This is a genomic window from Amycolatopsis roodepoortensis (genome assembly GCF_024628825.1).
GTDB classification, from domain to species: Bacteria; Actinomycetota; Actinomycetes; order Mycobacteriales; family Pseudonocardiaceae; genus Amycolatopsis; species Amycolatopsis roodepoortensis.
This window is the reverse complement of the sequence record NZ_CP102415.1, coordinates 1,602,027-1,625,709: the sequence shown is the minus strand read 5'-3', so window position 1 is coordinate 1,625,709 and position 23,683 is coordinate 1,602,027. Positions and strand designations below refer to the sequence as shown.

Here is a 23,683-nt window from a genome sequence, read left to right as displayed (position 1 = left end):
CGGCCCGCCGCCGCGAGGAGGACCACCGTCATGACCACCGACGAGCGGACGCTCGACTACCTCAAGCGACTGACCGCCGAACTGCGCGAGACGCGGCGCCGGCTGCGCGAGGCCGAGGAGAGCGGCTCGGAACCACTGGCCGTGATCGGTATGGCCTGCCGGTTCCCGGGCGGGGTCACCTCGCCGGAAGGACTGTGGGACCTCGTCGACGGCGGCGGGGACGGGATGACGGGATTCCCGGCGAACCGGGGCTGGGACACCGACGGGCTCTACCACCCGGACCCGGAACACCGGGGCACCAGCTACAGCGACCAGGGCGGATTCCTGCATGACGCCGGGGAGTTCGACGCCGGCTTCTTCGGGATCTCGCCGCGGGAAGCGCTCGCGATGGACCCGCAGCAGCGGTTGCTGCTGGAGGTCACGTGGGAGACCTTCGAACGGGCCGGGCTGGACACCGCGGCGCTGAAGGGCAGCGCCACCGGGGTGTTCGCCGGTGCCATGCGCACCGAGTACGTCTCCGGGTTCGACGGCGGATCCGAAGAGGTCGAAGGGTTTCTCGGCACCGGCTCGTCCAACAGCGTGCTGTCGGGGCGGCTCTCCTACACCCTCGGGCTGGAAGGCCCGGCGGTCACGATCGACACGGCGTGCTCGTCGTCGCTGGTGGCGGTCCACCTCGCGGCGCACGCGCTGCGGTCGGGGGAGTGCTCGCTCGCGCTGGCGGGCGGCGTCACGGTGATGGCCACGCCGGAGACGTTCGTCGAGTTCTCGCGTCAGCGCGGGATGGCGCCGGACGGGCGCTGCAAGGCGTTCGCCGCCGGCGCGGACGGCACCGGCTGGGGTGAGGGCGCGGGCATGCTCCTGCTGGAGCGGCTGTCCGACGCGCGCCGCAACGGGCGCCGGATCCTGGCCGTGCTCAGGGGAACGGCGGTCAACCAGGACGGCGCGTCCAACGGCCTGACCGCGCCCAACGGCCCGGCCCAGCAACGCGTGATCCGTGCCGCGCTGAAGAACGCGAAACTGACCGCCGCCGACGTCGACGCCGTGGAGGCGCACGGCACCGGCACGACCCTCGGCGACCCGATCGAGGCGCAGGCGCTGCTGGCCACCTACGGCCGCGAGCGGGAGAACCCGCTGTGGCTCGGTTCGGTCAAGTCGAACATCGGGCACACCCAGGCCGCCGCCGGGGTCGCCGGGATCATCAAGATGGTCGAGGCGATGCGGCACGGCGTGCTGCCCCGCACCCTGCACGTCGACGAGCCCTCGCCGCACGTCGACTGGACGGCCGGAGCCGTCGAACTGCTCACCGAACCCCGGCCGTGGGAGACCGGCGACCGCCCGCGCCGCGCGGGGGTGTCGTCCTTCGGCATGAGCGGCACCAACGCGCACGTCATCCTGGAGCAGGCCCCCGCGGACGAGGGCGAACCGGAACGGACTCCGCCCGCCGTCCAGACGTGGTCTCTTTCGGCTCGTGGCCCGGCCGCGCTGAAGGCGGCCGCCGCGCAACTTCTGTCCATAGTGGACACTGTCGACCCGCTCGATCTCGGCTGGTCGCTGGCCACCACCCGGACCGCGCTGGAGTCGCGTGCCGCGATCGTCGGGAGCACCCGGGAAGACCTCACCGCCGGGCTGACCGCGCTCGCCGGGGGAGAGCCCGCTCCGGGGGTCGTCACCGGCGAACCGCTGCTCGGGCGCACCGCGTTCCTGTTCTCCGGTATGGGTTCCCAGCGCTGCGGCATGGGCCGGGAGCTGTACGACACCTTCCCCGCCTACCGCGCCGCCTTCGACGAGGCGTGCGCCGCGCTCGACCCGCACCTCGACCGTCCGCTGGCAGGCGTCGTCTTCGGCGACGACCAGAAGCTGCTCGACCGGATGACCTTCGCGCAGCCCGCGATGTTCGCCGTGCAGGTCGCGCTCTTCCGGCTGCTGGAGTCGTGGGGCGTCCACCCGGACTACGTCGTCGGACACTCCGCCGGTGAAGTGGCCGCCGCCCATGTCGCCGGAGTCTGGGATCTGACCGGTGCCGCGCGGATGATCACCGCGCGCGGACGTCTGATGGAGGCCCAGCCGCCGGGCGGCGCGATGATCGGCATCCAGGCCACCGAGGAGGAGGTCGCCGCCGAACTGACCGACGGCCTGGAGATCGGCGCGCTCAACGCCCCCGACTCGGTCGTCGTCTCCGGCGAGGAAGCCGCCGCCGAGGCCCTCGCGGCGAAATTCGCCGAACGTGGCCGGAAGATCAAGCGGCTCAACATCTCCCACGCGTCTCATTCCGCGCGGATGGACGGCATGCTCGCCGAATTCGGTGCCATCGCCGAGGAGATCCCGCACGGGACGCCGTCGATCCCGGTGGTGTCCAACGTGACCGGCCGCCTCGCCGGTCCCGACGAGGTCACCGTGCCCGGTTACTGGCCTCGGCACGTCCGGCAGCCGGTGCGGTTCGCCGACGGCGTCGGGTTCCTGCGCGGAGAAGGGGTTTCCCGGTTCGTCGAGATCGGCCCGGACGCGGTGCTGGCCGGGATGGCCGCGCGGACGTTGCCGCCCGAAGGCACCCTCGTCGTCCCGGTGCTGCGCAAGGACCGCCCCGAAGCCCGGACGGCGATGACCGCGCTCGCCGAACTGCACGTCCGCGGAGCCCGCGTCGACTGGATCGCGTTCTACGACGGCACCGGGGCCCGCACGGTCGATCTGCCCACGTATCCGTTCCAGCGCGAGAACTACTGGCTCCGTGGCGGCCGCGGCGCGGGCGACCCGGGCGGGCTCGGCCTGGCCGACGCCGCCCACCCGCTGCTGGGCGCGGCGGTTCCGCTCGCCGACGGCGCCGGGGTCGTGCTGACCGGCCGGATCTCGCCGTCCACCCATCCCTGGCTTTCCGACCACGCGGTCGCGGGGACCGTCATCGTGCCCGGTACGGCCCTGGTCGAGCTCGCGCTGCGGGCCGGTGACGAAGCCGGCTGCGCGCACCTGGAAGAGCTCACCCTGCGCGAGCCGATGGTGCTGGCGGGTCCGCTGGACGTCCAGGTGGTCCTGGCCGGGCCGGACGAGAGCGGCCGTCGTGCCGTCGCCGTGTACTCCCGCTCGGGTGAGGGTTCCTGGACGCTGCACGGTTCGGGAACCCTGGCGCCACAGGCTCCGCCCGCCGCTTTCGACCTCGCCGAGTGGCCGCCCCGCGACGCCGTCTCGATCGACGTCGCCGACGTCTACCCGGTGTTCGCCGCCGCCGGACTGGAATACGGCCCGGTCTTCCGAGGACTCAAGGCCGCCTGGCGGCTGGGCGAGGAGATCTTCGCCGAGACCGCGCTGCCGGAAGACACCGCGAAGGCCGACGTCGAGCGCTTCGGCCTCCATCCCGCGCTCCTGGACGCCGGTCTGCACGCCATCGGCCTGCTGGCCGGGGAAGCGAGCGGCGCCAAGCTGCCGTTCCATTGGCAGGACGTCACGCTGCACGCCACCGGCGCGTCCGCGCTGCGGCTGAAGCTCACGCCGGGACCGTCCGGCGCCGTCACCCTGCGCGCCGCCGACGGCACGGGCGCACCGGTCGTCACCATCGGCTCCCTGACCCTGCGCGAACTCGCCCCCGTCACCGCCACGGCCCCCGGTCTCGACTCGCTGTTCCGCCTCGACTGGACGCCGGTGCCCACCCCGGCCGAGCCGTCACCGGTCGAGTGGGCCTATCACGGGCGGGTCGGCGGTGGAGCCGTGCCGCCGGTGGTCGTGCTCCCGGTGTTCACCGACCCGGCGGGCGCCCGCATCGCCACCCGTGAGGTCCTCGCCGTCCTGCAGCAGTTCTCCACCGAAGACCGGTTCGCCGCCGCGAAACTCGTCCTCGTCACCTGCGCCGCCATCGGCCCGGGCCGCGTCGACCCGGCCGCCGCCGCGGTCTGGGGCCTCGGCCGCTCGGCGCAGAGCGAACTCCCCGGCCGGGTCGTCCTCGTCGACACCGAGACCGGCGACCTGACCGAAACGGAACTCGCCGCCGCGCTGGCGACCGGTGAACCCCAGCTGACCTTGCGCGACGGCGGGTTCGCCGCGCTCCGGCTCGGCCCCGTGCCCGGTGCCGACGAGCTCAGCCCGCCCGCCGAACCCGCGTGGCGCCTCGGCATGGCCGCCCGCGGAACGCTGGAGGAACTGCGGCTCGAACCCTGCCCCCAAGCCCTGGAACCGTTGGCGCCCGGGCACATCCGGGTCGCCGTCGCCGCCGCGGGCCTCAACTTCCGCGACGCGCTCAACGTCCTCGGCATGTTCGAGGGCGAACCCGGACCGCTGGGCAACGAGATCGCCGGTGTGGTCCTGGAAACCGGGTCCGAAGTGGACGATCTCGCCCCCGGCGACCGCGTGATGGGCGTCGCGATCGGCGGCATCGGCTCCATCACCACCGCGCAGCGCTCGATGTGCGCCCGCATCCCCGAGAACTGGACCGACGAGGAAGCCGCGTCCGTGCCGCTGGTGTTCCTCACCGCCTACTTCGGCCTCAAGGAACTCGCCGGGTTGCAGGCGGGGGAGTCCGTCCTGATCCACGCGGGCGCCGGCGGCGTCGGCATGGCGGCGATCCAGATCGCCCGGCATCTCGGCGCCGAGGTCTACAGCACCGCCAGCCCCGCCAAACAGCACGTGCTGCGCGAAGCCGGGCTGGACGACGGCCACGTCGCCAACTCCCGCACCCTCGACTTCGAACAGCACTTCCTCACCACCAGCGAAGGCCGCGGCGTCGACGTCGTCCTCGACGCGCTCACCGGTGACTTCGTCGACGCCTCCCTGCGGCTGCTGCCGCGCGGCGGCCGGTTCCTGGAGATGGGCAAGGCCGGACTGCGCGACCCCGGCGAGGTCGCCGCGCGGCACCCCGGTGTGCTCTACCGGCCCTACGACCTCATCGAAGCCGGTCCCGGGCAGTTCTTCCGTATGTGGGCCGAAGTGCTCGAGCTGTTCGCGAGCGGTGTGCTGAAGCCGTTGCCGCGTCACGTCTGGGACGTCCGCCGGGCGCCGGAGGCGTTCCGGCTGCTCAGCCAGGCCAAGCACATCGGCAAGGTCGTGCTCACCATCCCGCGCGGGCCGGAGCTCGGCGGCACCGTCCTGATCACCGGCGGCACCGGTGGCCTCGGCGCGATGCTCGCCAAGCACCTCATCGCCGGGTACGGCGTCCGGCATCTGCTCCTGACCAGCCGCCGCGGCCCGGACGCTCCCGGCGCGACCGAGCTGTCCGAAGAGCTGACCGCGCTGGGCGCGACCGTCACCATCGCCGCGTGCGACAGCGCGGACCGCGAAGCCGTCGCCGCGCTGCTCGCTTCGATCCCGGCCGAGCATCCGCTCACCGCCGTGGTCCACGCGGCCGGCGTCCTCGACGACGCCCCGATCGACGCGCTGAACCCCGAACGTCTCGACCGCGTCCTCGCCCCGAAGGCCGACGCCGCCTGGCATCTGCACGAGCTGACCGCGGATCTCCCACTGCGCTGGTTCGTCCAGTTCTCCTCCGCCGCCGGCGTGCTCGGCAACCCCGGTCAGGGCAACTACGCCGCCGCCAACGCCTTCCTCGACGGCCTCGCCACCCGGCGTCGCGCCGAAGGACTGGCCGCGCAGTCGGTCGCGTGGGGCCTGTGGTCCGGCGGAATGAAGGGCGAGCTCGGCGACGCGGGCGAAGAACGTATGCGCCGTAGCGGTTTCCCGCCGATCGACCCCGAAGAGGGCCTGGCGATGTTCGACCGCGCGGTCGGCCTCGACCACGCCGTCCTGCTCGGCCTCAAGTTCGACCGTGCGACCGTGCGCGGCAGCGACGCCCCGATCTCCCCGCTGATCCGTGCGCTCGTCGGCGGTTCCGGCCGGGCCAAGGCCAAGACCGCCACCGCCGAGCAGGCGGGCGAACTGCGGCGCGAACTCGCCGGGCTGCCCGCGCCGGACCGGGACGAGCTGCTGCTGGACCTGGTGCGCCGCGAGGTCGCGCTGGTCCTCGGGCACGCCGACGCCGCCGGGATCGCCGCGACCCGCGCGTTCAACGAAATCGGCTTCGACTCGCTCACCGCGGTCGAACTGCGCAACCGTCTCGGCGCCGCGACCGGTCTCCGGCTGCCCGCGACGCTCGTCTTCGACCACCCGACGCCCGACGCGCTGAAGGTATTCCTGCGCGGCGAACTCGTCGGGGACGAGACGCCGGCCCCGGTCGCGGTCACCCCCACCACGACCGGGGCCGGTACCCACGACGACCCGGTCGTCATCGTCGGCATGGGCTGCCGGTATCCGGGCGAGGTCACCTCACCGGCGGAGCTGTGGCAGCTGGTCGCCGAAGGCCGCGACGGCGTCGGGGACTTCCCGGCCGACCGCGACTGGCCGCTGGACTCGCTGTTCCATCCGGACCCCGATCACCGCGGCACCACCTACGCGTCCGAAGGCGCCTTCCTCTACGACGCGGGCGACTTCGATGCCGAGTTCTTCGGGATCTCGCCGCGCGAGGCGCTGGCCATCGACCCGCAGCAGCGCCAGGTGCTCGAGACCGCGTGGGAGGCGCTGGAGCGGGCGGGGATCGATCCGGCGTCCCTGCGCGGCACCAGCACCGGGGTCTTCGCGGGCGCCCTGTCCAACGACTACATCTCGCGGCTGAGCGCGATTCCCGAGCAGGTGGAGGGTTTCCTCGGCACCGCGTCCTTCAGCAGCGTCGTCTCCGGCCGCGTCGCCTACTCGCTGGGACTGGAAGGCCCGGCCGTCTCCGTCGACACCGCTTGCTCGTCTTCGCTGGTCGCCGTGCACCTGGCCGCGCAGTCGCTGCGGTCGGGGGAGTGCACGCTGGCGCTGGCGGGCGGCGTCAACGTGATGGCCTCGCCCGACATGTTCGTCGAGTTCTCGCGGCAGCGCGGGCTGGCCCCCGACGGCCGCTGCAAACCGTTCGCCGGGGCCGCCGACGGCACCAACTGGGCCGAAGGCGTCGGGATCCTGGTGCTGGAACGACTTTCCGACGCCCGCCGCAACGGGCACCGTGTCCTCGCGGTCGTCAAGGGCTCCGCGGTCAACCAGGACGGCGCGTCCAACGGGCTCACCGCCCCGAACGGACCTTCGCAGCAGCGCGTGATCCGCTCGGCGCTGGCGAACGCCGGGGTCGAAGCGTCCACTGTGGACGTCGTCGAGGCGCACGGCACCGGCACGCCGCTCGGCGACCCGATCGAGGCACAGGCCCTGCTCGCGACCTACGGCCAGGGCCGTGAGCGGCCGCTGCTGCTCGGTTCGGTCAAGTCGAACATCGGCCACACGCAGGCCGCCGCCGGGGTCGCTGGGATCATCAAGATGGTCGAAGCGATGAACCACGGGATCGTCCCGGCGAGCCTGCACGTGGACGAGCCGACGCCCCACGTCGACTGGACGGCGGGTGACATCTCGCTGCTCACCGAGCGGACGCCGTGGCCCGAGACCGGCGGCCCGCGCCGCGCCGGGGTGTCGTCGTTCGGTATCAGCGGCACCAACGCCCACGTCGTCCTCGAACAGGCCCCGGCCGAACCCGAGCCAGAGCCTTCGGGAACGCTGCCCGTGGTACCGCTGGTGGTCTCCGGACGCACGCCGGAGGCACTGGCCGCGCAGACTTCCCGAGTGTCCACAGTGGACTTGACCGTCGACGCCGGTTACTCGCTCGCCACCACTCGCACCCACCACCAGCACCGCGCGGTCGTCGTCGGCGAGCCCGGCGCGGGCCTGCGGACCCTGGCTTCGGGCGAACCCGCGTCCGGCCGCCTCGCCTTCCTGTTCACCGGACAGGGTTCTCAACGCGAAGGCATGGGTCAGGGGCTCTACGAAGCCTTCCCCGCCTTCGCCGAGGCCTACGACGAGATCGCCGCGCTGCTCCGGCTCGACGGTGACCTGAGCCGGACCGGGACCGCCCAGCCCGCGATCTTCGCCCTGGAGGTCGCGCTCCACCGGCTCTTCGAGTCGTGGGGCGTGCGCCCGGCCTTCCTCGCCGGGCATTCGATCGGCGAGATCGCCGCCGCGCACGTCGCGGGCGTGTTCTCGCTGGAAGACGCGGCGAAGCTGATCGAAGCGCGAGGCAGGCTGATGGAGGCGCTGCCCGAAGGCGGCGCGATGGTCGCCGTGCAGGCCACCGAGGCCGAGGTCGCCGAATTCGGCGTGGCCGTCGCGGCGGTCAACGGCCCGGACGCCGTCGTGCTCTCGGGCGCGGAGGAACCGGTGCGCGCGGCCGCGTCGGCGCTGGAAGCCCGTGGCCGAAAGGTGAAGCGGCTCGACGTCTCCCACGCGTTCCACTCGCCGCTCATGGACCCGATGCTCGACGACTTCGCGGAAGTCGCGCGGAGCCTGACCTACGCCGACCCGTCGATCCCGGTCGTCTCGGCCGTCACCGGCGCCGTCGCCACCGAGCTGACCGACCCCGCGTACTGGGTGCGGCACGTGCGGGAACCGGTCCGGTTCGCCGACACGCTGGCCGCGCTCTCGGCCGAAAACGTGACCACGTACCTCGAAATCGGCCCGGCGGCGGTGCTTTCGGCGCTGGCCGCGGGATCCGGCGAGGCGATCCCCGCCCTGCGCGACGACAAGGACGAGCCGGCGACAGCGGTCACCGCGCTGGCCCGCCTGCACGTCCGAGGGATCGACATCGACTGGGCCGCGTTCTTCGCCCCCGCGAAACCGCGTGTCGTCGACCTGCCGACCTACGCCTTCCAGCACGAGCGGTACTGGCTGCGCGAACCCGCCGTGGCGCGGGTCGCCGGCGGCCTGCGCCATCCGGTACTGGCCAACGCCGTTACGTCGGCGGACGACGGTTCGGTCCTGTGCACCGGCGTCCTGCCCGCTGACCCGTCGGACACGCTGCTGGTGGAGCTGGCGATCCGCGCCGGCGACGAGGCAGGCGCGGGCACGCTGGCCGAATTCGCGGTCGAGGCACCGCTGACCGGGGACCGCGAGGTCCAGGTCGCCGTCGGTGCCGAGAGCGACGACCGCCGCCCGGTCTCGATCCACACCCGCGCCGGACAGGGCTGGCAGCGGCACGGAACCGGATTCCTGGTCACCACCCCGGCCCAGGCGCCGCCGGTCCCGGACGGGCCGCTGACCGAGCTGACCCTGCCGGACGACTCCGCGCAGCTGTACGGCCTGCATCCGAGCCTGCTCGACCCGGTCCTGGCCGGACACGGCTGGCCGGTCGCCTGGCGGAACGTGACCCTGCACGCCACCGGCGCCACCACCGTCCGGGCGCATCTGAGCCCGGCGGGGGAGCTGGCGATCTTCGATCTCGCGGGCGCTCCGGTGCTGTCGGCCGAGGTGACCTTCGGGGAGCGCCCGGCCGCGGTGACCGCACCGAGCGAGTCGCTGCACCGGATCGTCTGGTCGCCGGTCCGGGCGGGTGACGGCGAAGTGTCCTGGGCTCGTCTCGAAGACGTCGGCGCCGAGCTGCCCGACGCGGTGGTACTGGAACTCGCCGAACCGGCCGGTGACGTGGCCGACGCGGCACGATCGGCCACGGCGACCGTGCTCGCCGCGCTCCAGAACCCGGCGTACACCGGCACCCGGCTGGTCGTCCTGACCGCCGGCGCCGTCGCACTGTCCGAAGAGGACGGTGCGGATCCGGCAGCCGCCGCGGTCTGGGGGCTGGTGCGCGCGGCGCAGTCGGAGCATCCGGGCCGGTTCGTCCTCGTCGACGGCGACGGTGACACCACGCTCCTCGGCAAGGCGCTGGCCACCGGCGAAGACCAACTGTTGGTGCGAGAAGGCAGGTTCTACGCGCCGAAGCTCACACTGGTGCGGGCTCGCACCACGGAGACCCCGGCGTTGGCCGGGGGAGCGGTGCTCGTCACCGGCGGCACCGGCGGGCTCGGCGCCCACCTCGCGCGGCACCTGGTGCGGGCGCACGGCGTCACGGAACTGGTGCTCACCAGCCGCCGCGGTCCCGATGCCCCGGGCGCGGCCGAGCTGGCCGCCGAACTCCAGGCTCTCGGCGCGAACGTCCGCGTCGAAGCCTGCGACGTCGCCGATCGTGCCGCCGTCGAACGCCTCCTGGCCGGGATCCCGCGGCTGACCGGCGTCGTGCACGCGGCGGGTGTCCTCGACGACGGTCTCGTCGGTGCGCTCACCCCGGATCGGCTCGCCACCGTGTTCGGTCCCAAGGCCGCCGCCTGGCACCTCCACGAGCTGACCAAGGGGCACGAACTCGCGGCGTTCGTCCTGTTCTCCTCGGCAGCCGGGGTCTTCGGCAACGCGGGCCAGGGCAACTACGCAGCCGCCAACGCCTTCCTCGACGGTCTCGCCGTGCACCGCCGGGCACTCGGCCTGCCCGCCCGCTCGCTGGCCTGGGGCCGCTGGGCGGACGGCATGGGCGGCGCGCTCGGCACTCAGGCCGGGCAACGCCTGAGCCGCAACGGTTTCCCCGCGCTCGGTGTCGACGAAGGGCTGGCCCTGTTCGACGCGGCACTGGCCGCGGACGTGGCCGTGTCGGTCCCGGTGAAGCTCGACAAGGCCGGTCTCGCCGACGCCGCCGCGGCCGGGCAACTCCCGCCGGTCCTGCGCGACCTGGTTCCCGCGGTCCGTCGCACCGCCGCGGCCGCCGACGCCGGAGCGCTGCGCGTCAAACTCGCCGGACTGGCCGAAGCGGAGCAGGAACGCGCGTTGCTCGACCTGGTGCGCGGGCAGGCCGCGGCCGTCCTCGGGCACGCCGGGGCCGCCGCGATCGCCCCCGGCCGTGGCTTCCTCGACCTCGGATTCGACTCGCTCACCGCCGTCGAGTTCCGGACCGCGCTGGCCGCCGCGACCGGCCTCACCCTGCCTGCGACGGTCGTCTTCGACTATCCGGCGCCCGACGCGCTGGCGAAGTACCTCCAGACCGAACTCGCCCCCGAGACCGGCGCGGCCGACGCGGTGACCGAGCAGATCACCCGGCTCGAAGCCCTGCTCGACGGGGCCGACCCCGGCGACCCGGAGATCGACGGACGGCTGAAGCGGCTGCTGTCGGCCTGGGCGGCGAAGAAACCCGCGCACGCCGATCTCGACGCCGCTTCGCCGGACGACCTCCTCGCGCTGATCGACGACGAATTCGGCCCGCGCTGACCCTCATCCATTCAGGAGCCGTGACATGCCTTCGGAAGAGCAGTACGTCGACTACCTCAAGCGGATGGCGGCCGACCTGCGGGAGAGCCGCCGCGAGCTGGCGGACGCGCGGGAGAAGGAGACCGAGCCCATCGCCATCGTCGCGATGAGCTGCCGGTTCCCCGGCGGTGTCCGCACCCCGGAGCAGCTGTGGGAGCTGGTGGACGGCGGTGGCGACGCGATTTCGCCGTTCCCGGCCGACCGCGGCTGGGACACCGACGCGATCCACGACCTCGACCCGTCCGTGCCCGGCACCAGCTACGTCCGCGAGGGCGGATTCCTGCACGACGCCGCGGAGTTCGACAACGAGCTGTTCGGCATCTCGCCGCGCGAGGCCGAGGCGACCGACCCGCAGCAGCGCTTGCTGCTGGAGACGGCGTGGGAGGCCGTCGAGCGGGCCGGGATCGATCCGCTGTCGCTCAAGGGCAGCGCCACCGGGGTGTTCGCCGGGGTCGGGTTCACCGACTACGCGTCGCGACTGACCGCGCTACCGGAAGAACACGAGGGCTACCTCGGCATCGGCACCTCCGGCAGCGTCGTGTCGGGCCGCGTCTCCTACGCGCTCGGCCTCGAAGGGCCGTCGGTGTCGATCGACACGGCGTGCTCGTCTTCGCTGGTCGCGGTCCACCTCGCGGCCCGCGCGCTGCGGTCGGGGGAGTGCACGCTGGCGCTGGCCGGTGGGGTCACGGTGATGGCGACGCCGGGCGCGTTCGTCGAGTTCTCGCGGCAGCGGGGGCTCGCGCCGGACGGCCGCTGCAAGCCGTTCGCGGCCGCCGCCGACGGCACCAACTGGGCCGAGGGCGCCGGGATGCTGGTGCTGGAGCGGCTCTCCGACGCGCGCCGCAACGGCCATCCGGTCCTCGCGCTCGTCCGCGGCAGCGCGGTCAACTCCGACGGCGCCTCCAGCGGCCTGACCGCCCCGAACGGCCCGTCGCAGCAACGCGTGATCCGCGCCGCGCTGGCGAACGCCGGGATCGAAGCGTCCACCGTGGACGTCGTCGAGGCACACGGCACCGGGACCGCGCTGGGCGACCCGATCGAGGCACAGGCGCTGCTGGCCACCTATGGTCGCGACCGCGAAACCCCGCTGTGGCTGGGCTCGGTGAAGTCCAACATCGGCCACACCCAGGCCGCCGCCGGTCTCGCCGGGATCGTCAAGCTGGTCGAGGCGATGCGCCACGCCACGCTGCCCGCGACCCTGCACGTCGACGCGCCCTCACCGCACGTGGACTGGTCCGCCGGCTCGGTGGAACTGCTCGCCGAGGCCCGCCCGTGGACCGCGACGGACCGGCCGCGCCGCGCCGGGGTGTCGTCGTTCGGGATCAGCGGAACCAACGCGCACGTCATCCTGGAGCAGCCCGCCGAAGAATCCCTCGGGGAGCGCGAGATCGCGGCGCCGCCGGTGGTCCCGTACGTGCTGTCCGGCGCCTCGCCCGCCGCCGTCCGCGCGCAGGCCGCGGCCCTCCTGTCCACTGTGGACGAATCCGGTGCCGAACCGGTCGACGTCGCGCTCTCGCTGGCCACCACCCGCGCCGCCATGGAGCACCGCGCGGTCGTCACCGGGGCCGACCGCACCGAACTGGCCGCCGGTCTCCGCGCCCTCGCGGGCGGCGAAGCGGGCACGGTCACCGGCAGCGACACCGCCGGACGGCTGGCCGTGCTGTTCACCGGCCAAGGCGCACAGCGGCTCGGCATGGGCCGCCGCCTCCACGAATGCTTCCCGGTGTTCGCCGAGGCCTTCGACGAAGCCTGCGCACACCTGCCCGGCGTCCGGGACGTCGTTTTCGGTACCGACGCCGCGCGTCTGGACCGCACCGAGTTCGCCCAGCCCGCCCTGTTCGCGTTCGAGGTCGCGCTCTTCCGGCTCGTCGCCTCCTGGGGGGTCACCCCCGACTTCGTCGCCGGGCACTCGGTCGGCGAGATCGCGGCCGCCCACGTCGCCGGGGTGCTCTCGCTGGAGGACGCCGCCCGTCTGGTCGCCGCTCGCGGCCGTCTCATGCAGGCACTGCCCGAGGGCGGCGCGATGATCGCGCTGGAGGCGGCCGAAGACGAGGTCCGCCCGTACCTCTCGGCCGAGGTCGCCCTCGCGGCGGTCAACGGCCCCCGTGCCGTCGTCCTGTCCGGCGCCGAGGCGGCGACCACCGCTGTCGCGCAACGCTTCCCGGGCCGCCGTACGACCCGGCTTCCGGTGTCCCACGCCTTCCACTCGGCGCTGATGGAGCCGATGCTCGCCGGCTTCACGGACGTCGCGCGGACCCTGACCTTCCACCAGCCCACGATTCCCGTCGTCTCGACCCTGACCGGGGAGATCGCCGACCGGCTCACGGATCCGGCGTACTGGGCCGAGCACGTCCGCGGCACCGTCCGGTTCGCCGACGCGGTGGAAACCCTGCACGGCCAAGGCGTCACGACCTTCCTCGAACTCGGCCCGGACGCCGCGCTCACGCCGATGGGTCGCTCGGTCCTGCCGGAAGGGGCGGTTTTCGCCGCGGCTCAGCGCAAGGACCGCGACCAGGCCGCCACGCTCGTCACCGCGCTGGGGCAGCTCCACGCCCACGGCGCCCGCGTCGACTGGGCCGCCTACCTCGGCGGCAGCGGCGCGCGGATCGTCACCCTGCCGACCTATCCCTTCCAGCGCAAGCGTTTCTGGCTGGAAGACCCTGGCGTGGGCGTGGTCTCCACCGAAGACAGCCGGTTCTGGTCGGTCGTCGAAGCCGGTGACGTCGGCGAGTTCGCCGCCGAGCTGAAGCTGTCCGACGTCGAAGCGCCACTCGGCACCGTCCTGCCCGCGCTCTCGCGCTACCGCCGCGCCCGATCGCTGTCGGCCGAAGCGGCTTCGCTGGCCTACCACGTTCGCTGGCAGCCCTTCATCCCCGCGACGACCACGGCCACCGGACGCTGGCTGCTCGTCACCTCGGCACAGCAACACCCGTGGATCGAGACGGCCGCCGAAGTCCTGTCCGGTGCCGAGGTGCGGCGGCTCGTCGTCGAGCAGCCCGATCGGGTGGAACTGCCCGACGAGAACTTCGACGGCATCCTATCCCTGCTGGCCCTCGACGAGACCGAGAGGGACGGGCTCTCGTTCGGCGCCGAAGCCACGATGACCCTGGTGCGGGAGCTGGCCGCCCGCGATCCGCAAGGTCCACTGTGGACGCTCACCCGCGGCGCGGTCTCGACCGGCGCCCACGACGCGCCGGATTCGCCGGCCCAGGCCCAGCTGTGGGGTTTCGGCCGGGCCGCCGCGCTGGAGAACCCGCAGGCGTGGGGCGGCCTCGTCGACGTCCCGGCCGAACCGGGGGAGCGGACCGTCGCCCTGCTGCGAGGCGTCCTCACCGGTCCTCGCGGTGAGGACCAGGTAGCCGTCCGGGCCACCGGCGCGTTCGGCAGGCGGCTCGCCCACGCCGATCTCGCTGAGCCCAAACGGCCCTGGCAGCCGCGCGGCACCGTGCTCGTCACCGGCGGGACCGGCGGACTCGGCGGGATCGTCACCCGGTGGCTGGTCGAGCACGGCGCTGAACACGTCGTTCTCGTTTCCCGTCAAGGAGAAGACGCTCCCGGCGCGGCCGGACTGGCCGGGGAGCGTGTCACCATCGCCGCGTGCGACGTCGCCGACCGCGACGCCCTCGCCGCCGTCATCGACCCGGTCCGCGACGACCTCCGAGCGGTCTTCCACCTCGCCGGCGTGCTCGAACTCGGCCTCATCGAGTCGATGGACCGCGCCCGCTACGCCGACGTCCTCCGCCCGAAGGTCGCCGGGACCCGCAACCTCGAAGAGCTGACCGAGGGTCTCGACCTCGACGCCTTCGTCCTGTTCTCCTCGATCGCCGCCTCCATCGGCAACGCGGTCCAAAGTGCGTACGGCGCCGCGAACGCCCATCTCGAAGCGGTCGCGCAACGCCGCCGGGCGAACGGGCTGCCCGCGACGTCGATCGCGTGGGGTCGCTGGGGCGAGGTCGGCATGGGCGTCGGCGCGGACCTCGACGAACTGCTCAGCGGTCTCGGCGTTCCGGCCATGGCCCCGGAGACCGGCCTGGTCGCGCTCGGCCAGGCACTCGATCGGGACGAGACCGCGCTGACCGTCGCCGAACTGACCTGGGAGAAGTTCGCGCCGCCGTTCGCCGCGCTGCGGCCGAGCCCGCTGCTGGCCGGCCTGCCCGAGGTCGTCGCCATCGCCGAGGCCGAAGCCGCCCGCGCCGAGGAAGGCGCCGAAGCCGCCGACGCGTGGCGAGACCGGCTCGCCGGACTGCCCGAGGCCGAACGCGAACGCGTGCTCACCGAACTGGTCCTGACCCACACCGCCGCCGTCCTCGGGCACACCGACGGTGCCCCGGTGGGACAGCAGTTCACGAAACTGGGCATCGATTCGCTCACCGCCATCGAATTGCGCGGCCGCATCAACACCGAGACCGGGCTGGCGCTGCCGCCGACGATGGTCTTCGACCACGCGACCCCGGCCGCGCTCGCCGCGCATCTGCTGGCCGCGCTCACCCCCGTGGCCCAGGAGACGCGGACCGTCGTCACCGGACCGGCCGCCGCCGGACAGGACGTCGCCGTCGTCGGTCTGTCCTGCCGCTTCGCCGGTGGCAGCGACAGCCCGGAGAAGTTCTGGGAAAACCTGGTCCAGGGCAAGGATCTGATCCGCGAGGTGCCGCCGGACCGCTGGACCGCGGCTGACTACTACGACCCCGACCGCACCGCGCCGGGCAAGGCGTACACGCAGCAGGGCGCGTTCGTCGACGACATCGCGGGCTGGGACGCGGCGTTCTTCGGCCTGTCACCGCAGGAGGCGCGGCGGCTCGACCCGACCTTCCGCCTGCTCATGGAGCTGGTGTGGGAAGGCATCGAGGACGCCGGGCTCACCGCCGACGAACTGCGCGGCAGCCGCACGGGCGTGTTCGCCGGGCTGATCGACACCATGCAGTACAGCATGCGGCAGCTCGAAGCCGACGGCATGGACGCGGCCGACGATCCCTACTTCGGCCTCGGCAGCTCGCTTTCCGCGGCCGCCGGCCGGATCGCGCATCTGCTCGATTTGCGTGGGCCCTGCCTGACCGTCGACACCGCGTGCTCGTCGGCGCTGAGCGCGGCGCACCTCGCCGTGCAGAGCCTCCGCCGCGGCGAATGCGACATCGCGATCGTCGGCGCGGCCTCGGCGATGATCAACCCGGACGTGTTCATCCAGTCCTGCAAGATGAGCATGCTGGCCGCCGACGGCCGCACCAAGACCTTCGACGAGAGCGCCGACGGCTACGTCATCGGCGAGGGCGGCGGCGTCGTGGTGCTCCGCCGGGCGGGCGAGGTCGGCCGGGGCGGACGGACACGCGCGGTCATCCGCGGCACCGCGACCAACCAGGACGGCCGCAGCAACGGGCTCACCGCACCCAACCGCGCGGCGCAGAACGCGGTCATCCGCGCGGCGCTCGCCGACGCCGGGGTCATGCCCGACGAGGTGGGCTACGTCGAGGCGCACGGCTCCGGCACGCAACTGGGCGACGCGATCGAGTTCACCGCGCTCGGCGAGATCTTCGGCGAACGGAACGCGCCCGAGCCGCTCTACGTCGGCGCCGTCAAGACGAACGTCGGCCACACGCTCGCCGCGTCGGGGATGGCCGGGCTGATCAAGACCGTGCTGTCGCTGGAACACGGCACTCTGCCGGGCAACCTGCACCTGAGTACCCCGAACTCGGTCGTCACCGTGGACGGCACGGTCCGCCCGGTCCCCGAAGCGCGTCCCTTCCCGGCCAACGCCGACGGGGTGCTGCGCGCGGGGGTCAGCTCGTTCGGCTGGTCCGGCTCCAACGTCCACTTCGTCCTCGACCAGGCGGCGCCCGCTCCGATGCCCGCGCCGGGCCCGGAATGGCAGCTGCTCACGGTGTCCGGGCAGAGCGAAGCCGGGCTGCGCGCGAACGCCGGGGCCCTGGCCGACCACCTGACCGGCGACCTCGAACTCGCCGACGTCGCCTTCACCACCCAAGCCGGACGCAGCGCGCTCTCGGTGCGCAAGGCGGTGCTGGTGTGTGACCACGCCGACGCGGTCACAGCCCTGCGCGCGGTCACCGGCGGTTCGGCCGTCACCGACAAGCGGCGCTTCGGTCTCCTGCTTCCTGGCACGCGCCGCGCGTGGCAGGGCGCGACCGATGAGCTGTACCGCACGGAGCTCGCTTTCCGTGCCGCGATCGACGAATGCGCGGCCCTGCTGGACGGCCGGGCCGACCTCCTCGGTGCGCTCTACGGCACGGCCGAGGCCGACGAACGAGCTGTGGTCTTCGCCGTCGAGTACGCGTTCTGCCGGCTGCTGACCGCATGGGGACTCGAACCGGCCGTGGTACTCGGACGCGGGACGGGCGAATGCGCGGCCGCCGTCGCGGGTGGATTGTTCGGCCTCGCCGAAGGCCTCGAACTCGCGCTCGGCGGACCGGTGCCGCGGGCGGGGACGCCCACGGTGCCGGTGATCTCGCCCCGGACCGGCGCGGTGCTCACCGCCGCCGAGGCCGCGGACCCGGCGCACTGGCGGATCTCCGACGACCGTTTCGAAGACGGCCTGCTGGCCTTGGCGAAGTACGCCGGAGTCCTCGTCGAGGCGGGTCTCGGTGACGCCGGTGCCGAGGCGGCCGGACGTTACCTGCCGCAGACACCGGTGGTCTCGCTGCTGCCGGAGCCGGTGGCCGGTGCCGGACGGCGTGCCTGGCTGACCGCGCTCGGCGCGCTGTGGGAGCACGGCGTCGAGATCGGCTGGGCGGACGGCGCCGGACCGGACCGCCGGTTCGTCTCGCTGCCCGCCTACCGCTTCCAGCGCACGCGCTACTGGCCCGAGGTCGCTTCGCGCGGTTCGGGTTGGTCGCTGAACCAGATGTCCGCCTCCGAACCGGAGACGCCGACCCGTGCGGGGCTGGCCGCGCACACCCCGACGTGGCACCGTGACACCACTCGCCGTGTCTCCGCGACGCCGGGCGACCTTGTCCTGTTCGCCGAGCCGGGTGCCTTCGCCGACGACTTCGCGGCCGCCGCGGAAGCCGCCGGGCACCGCGTCACGGTCGCCTCCGGGATGGATCGCCAGGTGCTCGCCGGGGACGGCCCGCTGCGGATCGTGCACGCTTTCGGGCTGACCGCCAGTGGCCTCGAATCCGGCTTCTACAGCCTCTTGGAGCTCGGCAAGGCCATCGGTGCCGAATGCGCCGGCCGCCGTGTCGATCTGCTCGCGTTGGGACGCAACGGTTTCGACGTCCTCGGCGGCGACGCCACCGACACCTTCGCCCCGACCATCGCCGCCACGGCCGACGCGATCGCCGCCGAGTATCCGCTGGTCCACGCGCAGTACGTGGACTTCGACCGCGCCGGGGACAAGGTCGCCCAGGCACTCCACGAGCTCGACCTCCTGGCGGCGTCCACAGTGGACACAGTCGACGGAGTCGCCGTCGCCGCCTGGCGCGGCGGACGCCGCTGGCTGCGCGGTTTCGACGTCGTCGAGCTGCCCGAGGTCGACGACTCGCAGGCCTGGAAGCCCGGCGGGACCTACCTGATCACCGGCGGGCTCGGCGTCCTCGGCCTCGCGCTGGCCCGGCGGCTCGCGCCGCTGGGCGTGAACCTCGCGCTGGCCGGCCGGTCCGAGCTGCCACCGGAGGAGACCTGGGACGACTGGATCCGAGACCACGGCGTCGACGACCGCACGAGCGAAGTGCTGCTGGCGATCCGGGATCTGCGCGCCCTCGGCGCCGACGTCCTGACCCTGCGCGCCGACGTCAGTGCTCCCGGCGAGGCCGCGGCGCTGCTGGCGGAGGTCCGCGGTTACTTCGGCTATCTCGACGGTGTGGTCCACGCGGCCGGGATCGCCGGTGGTGGCCTGCTGCAGAACAAGACGCGTGAACAGGCGGCCGCGGTGCTGGCACCGAAGGTCGACGGCACCCTCGCGCTGACCGAGGCGTTGCGCGTCGAACCGGTCGACCTGCTGGTCCTGTACTCCTCGACGGTGACGCTCACCGTCGGCGTCGGCGAGATCGACTACTCCGCCGCCAACGCCTTCCTCGACGGGGTCGCCTCGGCCTCGGCGGGCGGGCGCGGTCCCGCGAAGCAGGTCGTGTCGGTCGCGTGGGGGCCCTGGCAGCTCGATGCCTGGACGGCGTCCGGGCTCTCGGGTTCCGCCGAAGCGCAGGAAGGCTCTCGCAAGTTCCGCGAGGAGTTCGGGATCGGCGCCGAAGAAGGCACCGAACTGCTCTCGCGGATCATCGTCTCCGGCGAGCCGCTGGTGACCGTGCTGCCGCTGCCGCTCGCCGACGTGCTGGCCGCGCTCGCCCGCATGGGTTCGGTTGACGCGCTGGTCGGCGCGGACGCCGCGATCCCCACCGGCGAGCGGTACCCGCGGCCCGATCTGCGCACCGCGTACGTCGCTCCGCGCACCCCGGCCGAAGAACGCGTCGCCGCCGCCTGGTGCGACTGCCTCGGCCTGGAGCAGGTCGGCGTGCACGACCCGTTCTTCGACCTCGGCGGTACTTCGCTGATCGGCCTGGTGCTGATCGGCCGTGTCGCCAAGGAGTTCGGCGTCGAACTGGCCCCGGCGAGCCTGTTCGAGAAACCGACCATCGCCGAGTTCGTCACGCTCCTCGGTGAACCCGGCGCGCCCCAAGTGGCCGCCGAGCCAGCCGAAGACGTCTCCGCGCGCGGTGAACGCCGCCGCGCCCGCACCGCGAAGCTCCGCAAGCGCCCGAGCCGGACCGGAAGGTGAACCACCCCATGACCACGCGAGAACGGGACACCGGCGACGACATCGCGATCGTCGGTATGGCCGGGAACTTCCCCGGCGCGCCCGACATCGGCAAGTTCTGGGCCGATCTGTGCGCCGGCCGCGACGGCATCACCCGGATGACCCGCGCCGAACTGCTGGCCGCGGGAGTGCCCGCCGAAGTGGCCGACGATCCCGCCTTCGTCCCGGCGGCCGGGTTGCTGCCCGGTATCGACCGCTTCGACGCCGACTTCTTCGGCTACAGCCGCGCCGACGCCGAACTCCTCGACCCGCAGCACCGGCTGTTCCTCGAATGCGCGTGGCACGCGCTGGAGGACGCTGGCGTCGACCCGGACCGGATCGAAGGGCTCGCCGGGGTGTTCGCCGGCGGCGCCCCGAGCACGTACTTGCTGTCGAACCTGCTGTCGAACGACGTCACCGCGCTGACCGTCGGACCGGACCAGCTGATCCTGCAGAACGAGAAGGATCTGCTCGCGTCCCGGCTGTCGTACGCGCTCGACCTGACCGGCCCGTCGGTCAGTGTGCAGAGCTGCAGTTCGACCGCGCTCGCCGCCGTCGCGCAGGGCTGCTCCAGCCTGCTCACCGGAGAGTCCGACCTGGTCGTTTCCGGTTCGGTTTCCGTTGTAGTGCCTCAGGAACCGGGTTACCTCTACCGCGAGGGCAGCCGGTTCGCGCCCGACGGGATCAACCGGATTCTCGACGCGGGCGCCAACGGCAAGGTTCCCGGCAACGGTCTCGGCGTCGTCGTGCTGCGGCGGCTGGAGGACGCGCTGGCCGACGGCGACCGCGTCTACGCGGTGATCCGGGGCTGGGCCATCCACCACGAGGGCAACCGCGCGCGGCAGGGGTTCAACCTGCCGGGCGTGCCCGGCCAGGCCGCCGTCGTCGCCGAGGCGATGGCCGCCGCCGATGTCGAGCCGGACGAGATCGACCACATCGAAGTGTCCACTTTGGGCACTCCGTTCGGTGACGTCGCCGAGATCTCCGCGCTGCAGAAGATCTTCGACGTCGACGGCGTCGAGCGGGTCACGCTCGGTTCGATCGACGCGAACCTCGGGCACATCAACCAGGCGGGCGGTGTCGCCCGGCTGATCAAGGCCGCGCTGGCGCTGCACCACGAGAAGCTGCCGCCCGCCGTCAACTTCGAGAAGCCCAATCCGCAGCTCGCTCACAGCGGCGACAAACTCGTCGTGCAGACGGAACTGGGTGACTGGCCACGCGGCGAACGGCCCCGGCTGGCGGGTGTCAGCGCCTACGGCTTCGGCGGCACCGACGCCCACGTCGTCCTGGAGGAAGCGCCGGAGGACTGCCCGGAGCGTCCGTCCGCCCGTCCGCACCAGCTGCTCGTGTGGTCCGCGCGGACCTCCGAGGCGGCGGACGCGATGACCGGCAGGCTGGCCGCGGTCAGTCCTGAGTGGACGGACCTGGCGGACGTCGCGTACACGTTGCACAACGGGCGGAAGGCGTTCGAGCACCGGCGGATGACGGTCGTGTCCTCCGAGAACGACATCTCCGACGCGTTCGCGTCCGTGACGGCCGAAGCGGACTCGAAACCGCGGAAGGCCGGCTTCCTGCTCGCCGGGGTCGGCGAACAGTACCGAGGCATGGCAGGCGGGCTCTACGACAGCGAGCCGGAGTTCAAGGCCGCCGTCGACGAATGCGCCGCATTGTTCCGCGAGCATCTCGGCACCGACCCGACGGCGAGCCTGCACGGCTCTCGCGGTTCCGGCGGCGGTGATCTGGCCCGCCTGCTGGGCCGCGCGACCGACACCGAGGACGCGGCTCCGTCGGTCACCCAGCCCGCCGTGTTCACCCTCGGCTACGCCCTCGGGCGTCTGCTGCGCGCGTGGGGAGTCCAGCCGTCCGTGCTCGCCGGGTACAGCGTCGGCGAGTTCGCCGCCGCCACCCTCGCGGGCGCCCTGACGCTGGAAGAGGCCACGGCGCTGGTCGCCACCCGGGCGAAGCTGATCGAGAAGCTGCCGGAAGGCGCGATGGCCGCGGTCCCGCTGGGAGCCGCCGAACTCACCGCGCTGGTGGGCGACGTGACCGCGTTCGGCGTCGACGTCGCCGCGGTGAACGGGCCGCGGATGATCGTCGTGTCCGGCGCGGGCGACGGCGTCGAAAAGCTGGCCGCCGCACTCGCCGGACACGGCATCCCGGCCAGGCCGCTGCGCACCACGCATGCCTTCCACTCGCGGGCCCTGCGCCCGGCCGCGGCCGAACTGACCGCGTGGGCGCGGAAGAACCTCACGCCGCGCGAGCCGGAAGTGCCCTACCTGTCGAACGTCACCGGCGCGCCGATCGCGCTCAAGCAGCTGAAGGATCCCGGCTACTGGGCCGAGCACATGTGCCGCCCCGTCCGGTTCGCCGCGATGATCGAGCATCTTGCCAGTGCTTCCCCGGATACCGTGTTGCTGGAACTGGGAGCCGGGCAGTCGCTCGGCTCGATGTTCCGCGGTCACCCCGATTTCCCGCAGACCTCGTGGCCGCTGCTGGTTCCGACCCTGCCCGGCGAGGCCGACCCCCGCCAGGACACTGCCGTGCTCACCGAAGCGCTCGGCCGCGCCTGGCTCTCCGGGGCGGACATCGACTGGCGGGCCTATCACGACGGCCGCGACCCGCGGAAGACCACGTTGCCGGGTTATCCGTTCCAGCGCGACCGCTACTGGATCGAGCCGACCCGGGCCGTCGCCGACGTCGCGCTCGGCGCCCGGTCCGTCGACACCCCGGTCTACCTGATCGAAGGCGAACTGGACGTCACCGCCCGCGACCTGGCCACCCGGCTGGGTGCCGAACTGGGCGCGACCGTTGTGTTCGCCGAAGAGCACCCCGGCGGCGCCGACGCCGTGCGGGCCGCCCACGGCCGGCTCGACGGCGTGCTGGACCTGACCACGAGCAACGCAGCCAAGGAGGAACGATGACCCTCGTCGGAGTCGTCGGCGCCGGTGTGATGGGCACCGGGGTCGCGCAGAATCTCGCCACCAGCGGGCACGAGGCCGTGCTCATCGACGTCGACCCGGGCAAACTGGCCGACGCCCGCGACCGGATCGAACTCGAATGCCGGATGAGCCGCATGCTCGGCGGCCCCGAGATCGACGCGGCCGAGGTGCTGGGCCGCATCACCTTCGGCACCGAGCTCGCGCTGCTCGCCGAGGCCGAGGTGGTGATCGAGAACATCACCGAGAACTGGGACCTCAAGTCCCACCTGTACCCGAAACTCGACGAGGCCTGCAAGGCCGACACCGTGTTCGTCGTCAACACCTCCGCCATCCCGATCACCAAGGTCGCCGCGCTCACCCGGCGCCAGGACAAGGTGATGGGCGTGCACTTCATGAATCCGGTGCCGATGAAGCCGTCGTGCGAGTTCATCCCCGGCTACCACACCAGCGAGTCCACAAAGGACACCGTGCGCGAGCTGCTGCTCTCGATGGGGAAGAAGCCGATCCCGGTCAACGACGCCTCCGGGTTCGTCTCGAACCGCGTCCTGATGCTCACCGTCAACGAGGCGGCTTTCCTCGTGCACGAAGGGGTCGCGGACGCGGAGACGGTCGACGAGGTGTTCCGCGGCTGCTTCGGGCACCCGATGGGCCCGCTGGAGACCGCCGACCTGATCGGCGTCGACACGATCCTCTACAGCGTCGAGGTGCTCTACGACGAGTTCAACGACAGCAAGTACCGGCCCTGCCCGCTGCTCAAGCAGATGACCGCGGCCGGGCTGCACGGACGCAAGAGCGGCAAGGGTTTCTACAACTACAGCGGCTGAAGGCGGGGACGTGTCGCGAAAGCCACTTTCGGGACATCAGATGTCGCGAAAGTGGCTTTCGCGACATGGTCGCCCGATCGAACGGGGATAGCCGGACGACGGAGTTGTGAAAGCCACTTCGGCAA

4 protein-coding genes are annotated in these 23,683 nt (G+C 72.8%); all 4 read left to right on the top strand.

The window, feature by feature from the left end:
* The first annotated feature begins 30 nt into the window (after positions 1 to 30).
* From NQK81_RS07600 to NQK81_RS07585, 4 genes are read left to right on the top strand one after another with little or no spacing between them, the layout of a single operon-like run.
* On the top strand, positions 31 to 11,019 hold the full coding sequence (locus NQK81_RS07600) for a type I polyketide synthase (protein WP_257487650.1): 10,989 nt from the start codon (positions 31 to 33) through the stop codon (positions 11,017 to 11,019).
* A gap of 25 nt (positions 11,020 to 11,044) precedes the next feature.
* Positions 11,045 to 19,777, top strand: coding sequence for a type I polyketide synthase (locus tag NQK81_RS07595; protein ID WP_257487649.1), 8,733 nt, complete (start codon positions 11,045 to 11,047; stop codon positions 19,775 to 19,777).
* A gap of 8 nt (positions 19,778 to 19,785) precedes the next feature.
* Positions 19,786 to 22,716 (top strand): type I polyketide synthase, encoded by a 2,931-nt coding sequence (locus tag NQK81_RS07590; protein WP_257487648.1) that lies wholly within the window; start codon positions 19,786 to 19,788, stop codon positions 22,714 to 22,716.
* Positions 22,713 to 23,558, top strand: coding sequence for a 3-hydroxyacyl-CoA dehydrogenase family protein (locus NQK81_RS07585; protein WP_257487647.1), 846 nt, complete (start codon positions 22,713 to 22,715; stop codon positions 23,556 to 23,558). The genes NQK81_RS07590 and NQK81_RS07585 overlap by 4 nt, the downstream gene beginning before the upstream one ends.
* The last annotated feature ends 125 nt before the right edge of the window (positions 23,559 to 23,683 follow it).

Bases quoted from the DNA above. Each gene is read 5' to 3' on its own strand.
- NQK81_RS07600 (WP_257487650.1), top strand. From the start codon at position 31: ATGACCACCGACGAGCGGACGCTCGACTACCTCAAGCGACTGACCGCC.
- NQK81_RS07595 (WP_257487649.1), top strand. From the start codon at position 11,045: ATGCCTTCGGAAGAGCAGTACGTCGACTACCTCAAGCGGATGGCGGCC.
- NQK81_RS07590 (WP_257487648.1), top strand. From the start codon at position 19,786: ATGACCACGCGAGAACGGGACACCGGCGACGACATCGCGATCGTCGGT.
- NQK81_RS07585 (WP_257487647.1), top strand. From the start codon at position 22,713: ATGACCCTCGTCGGAGTCGTCGGCGCCGGTGTGATGGGCACCGGGGTC.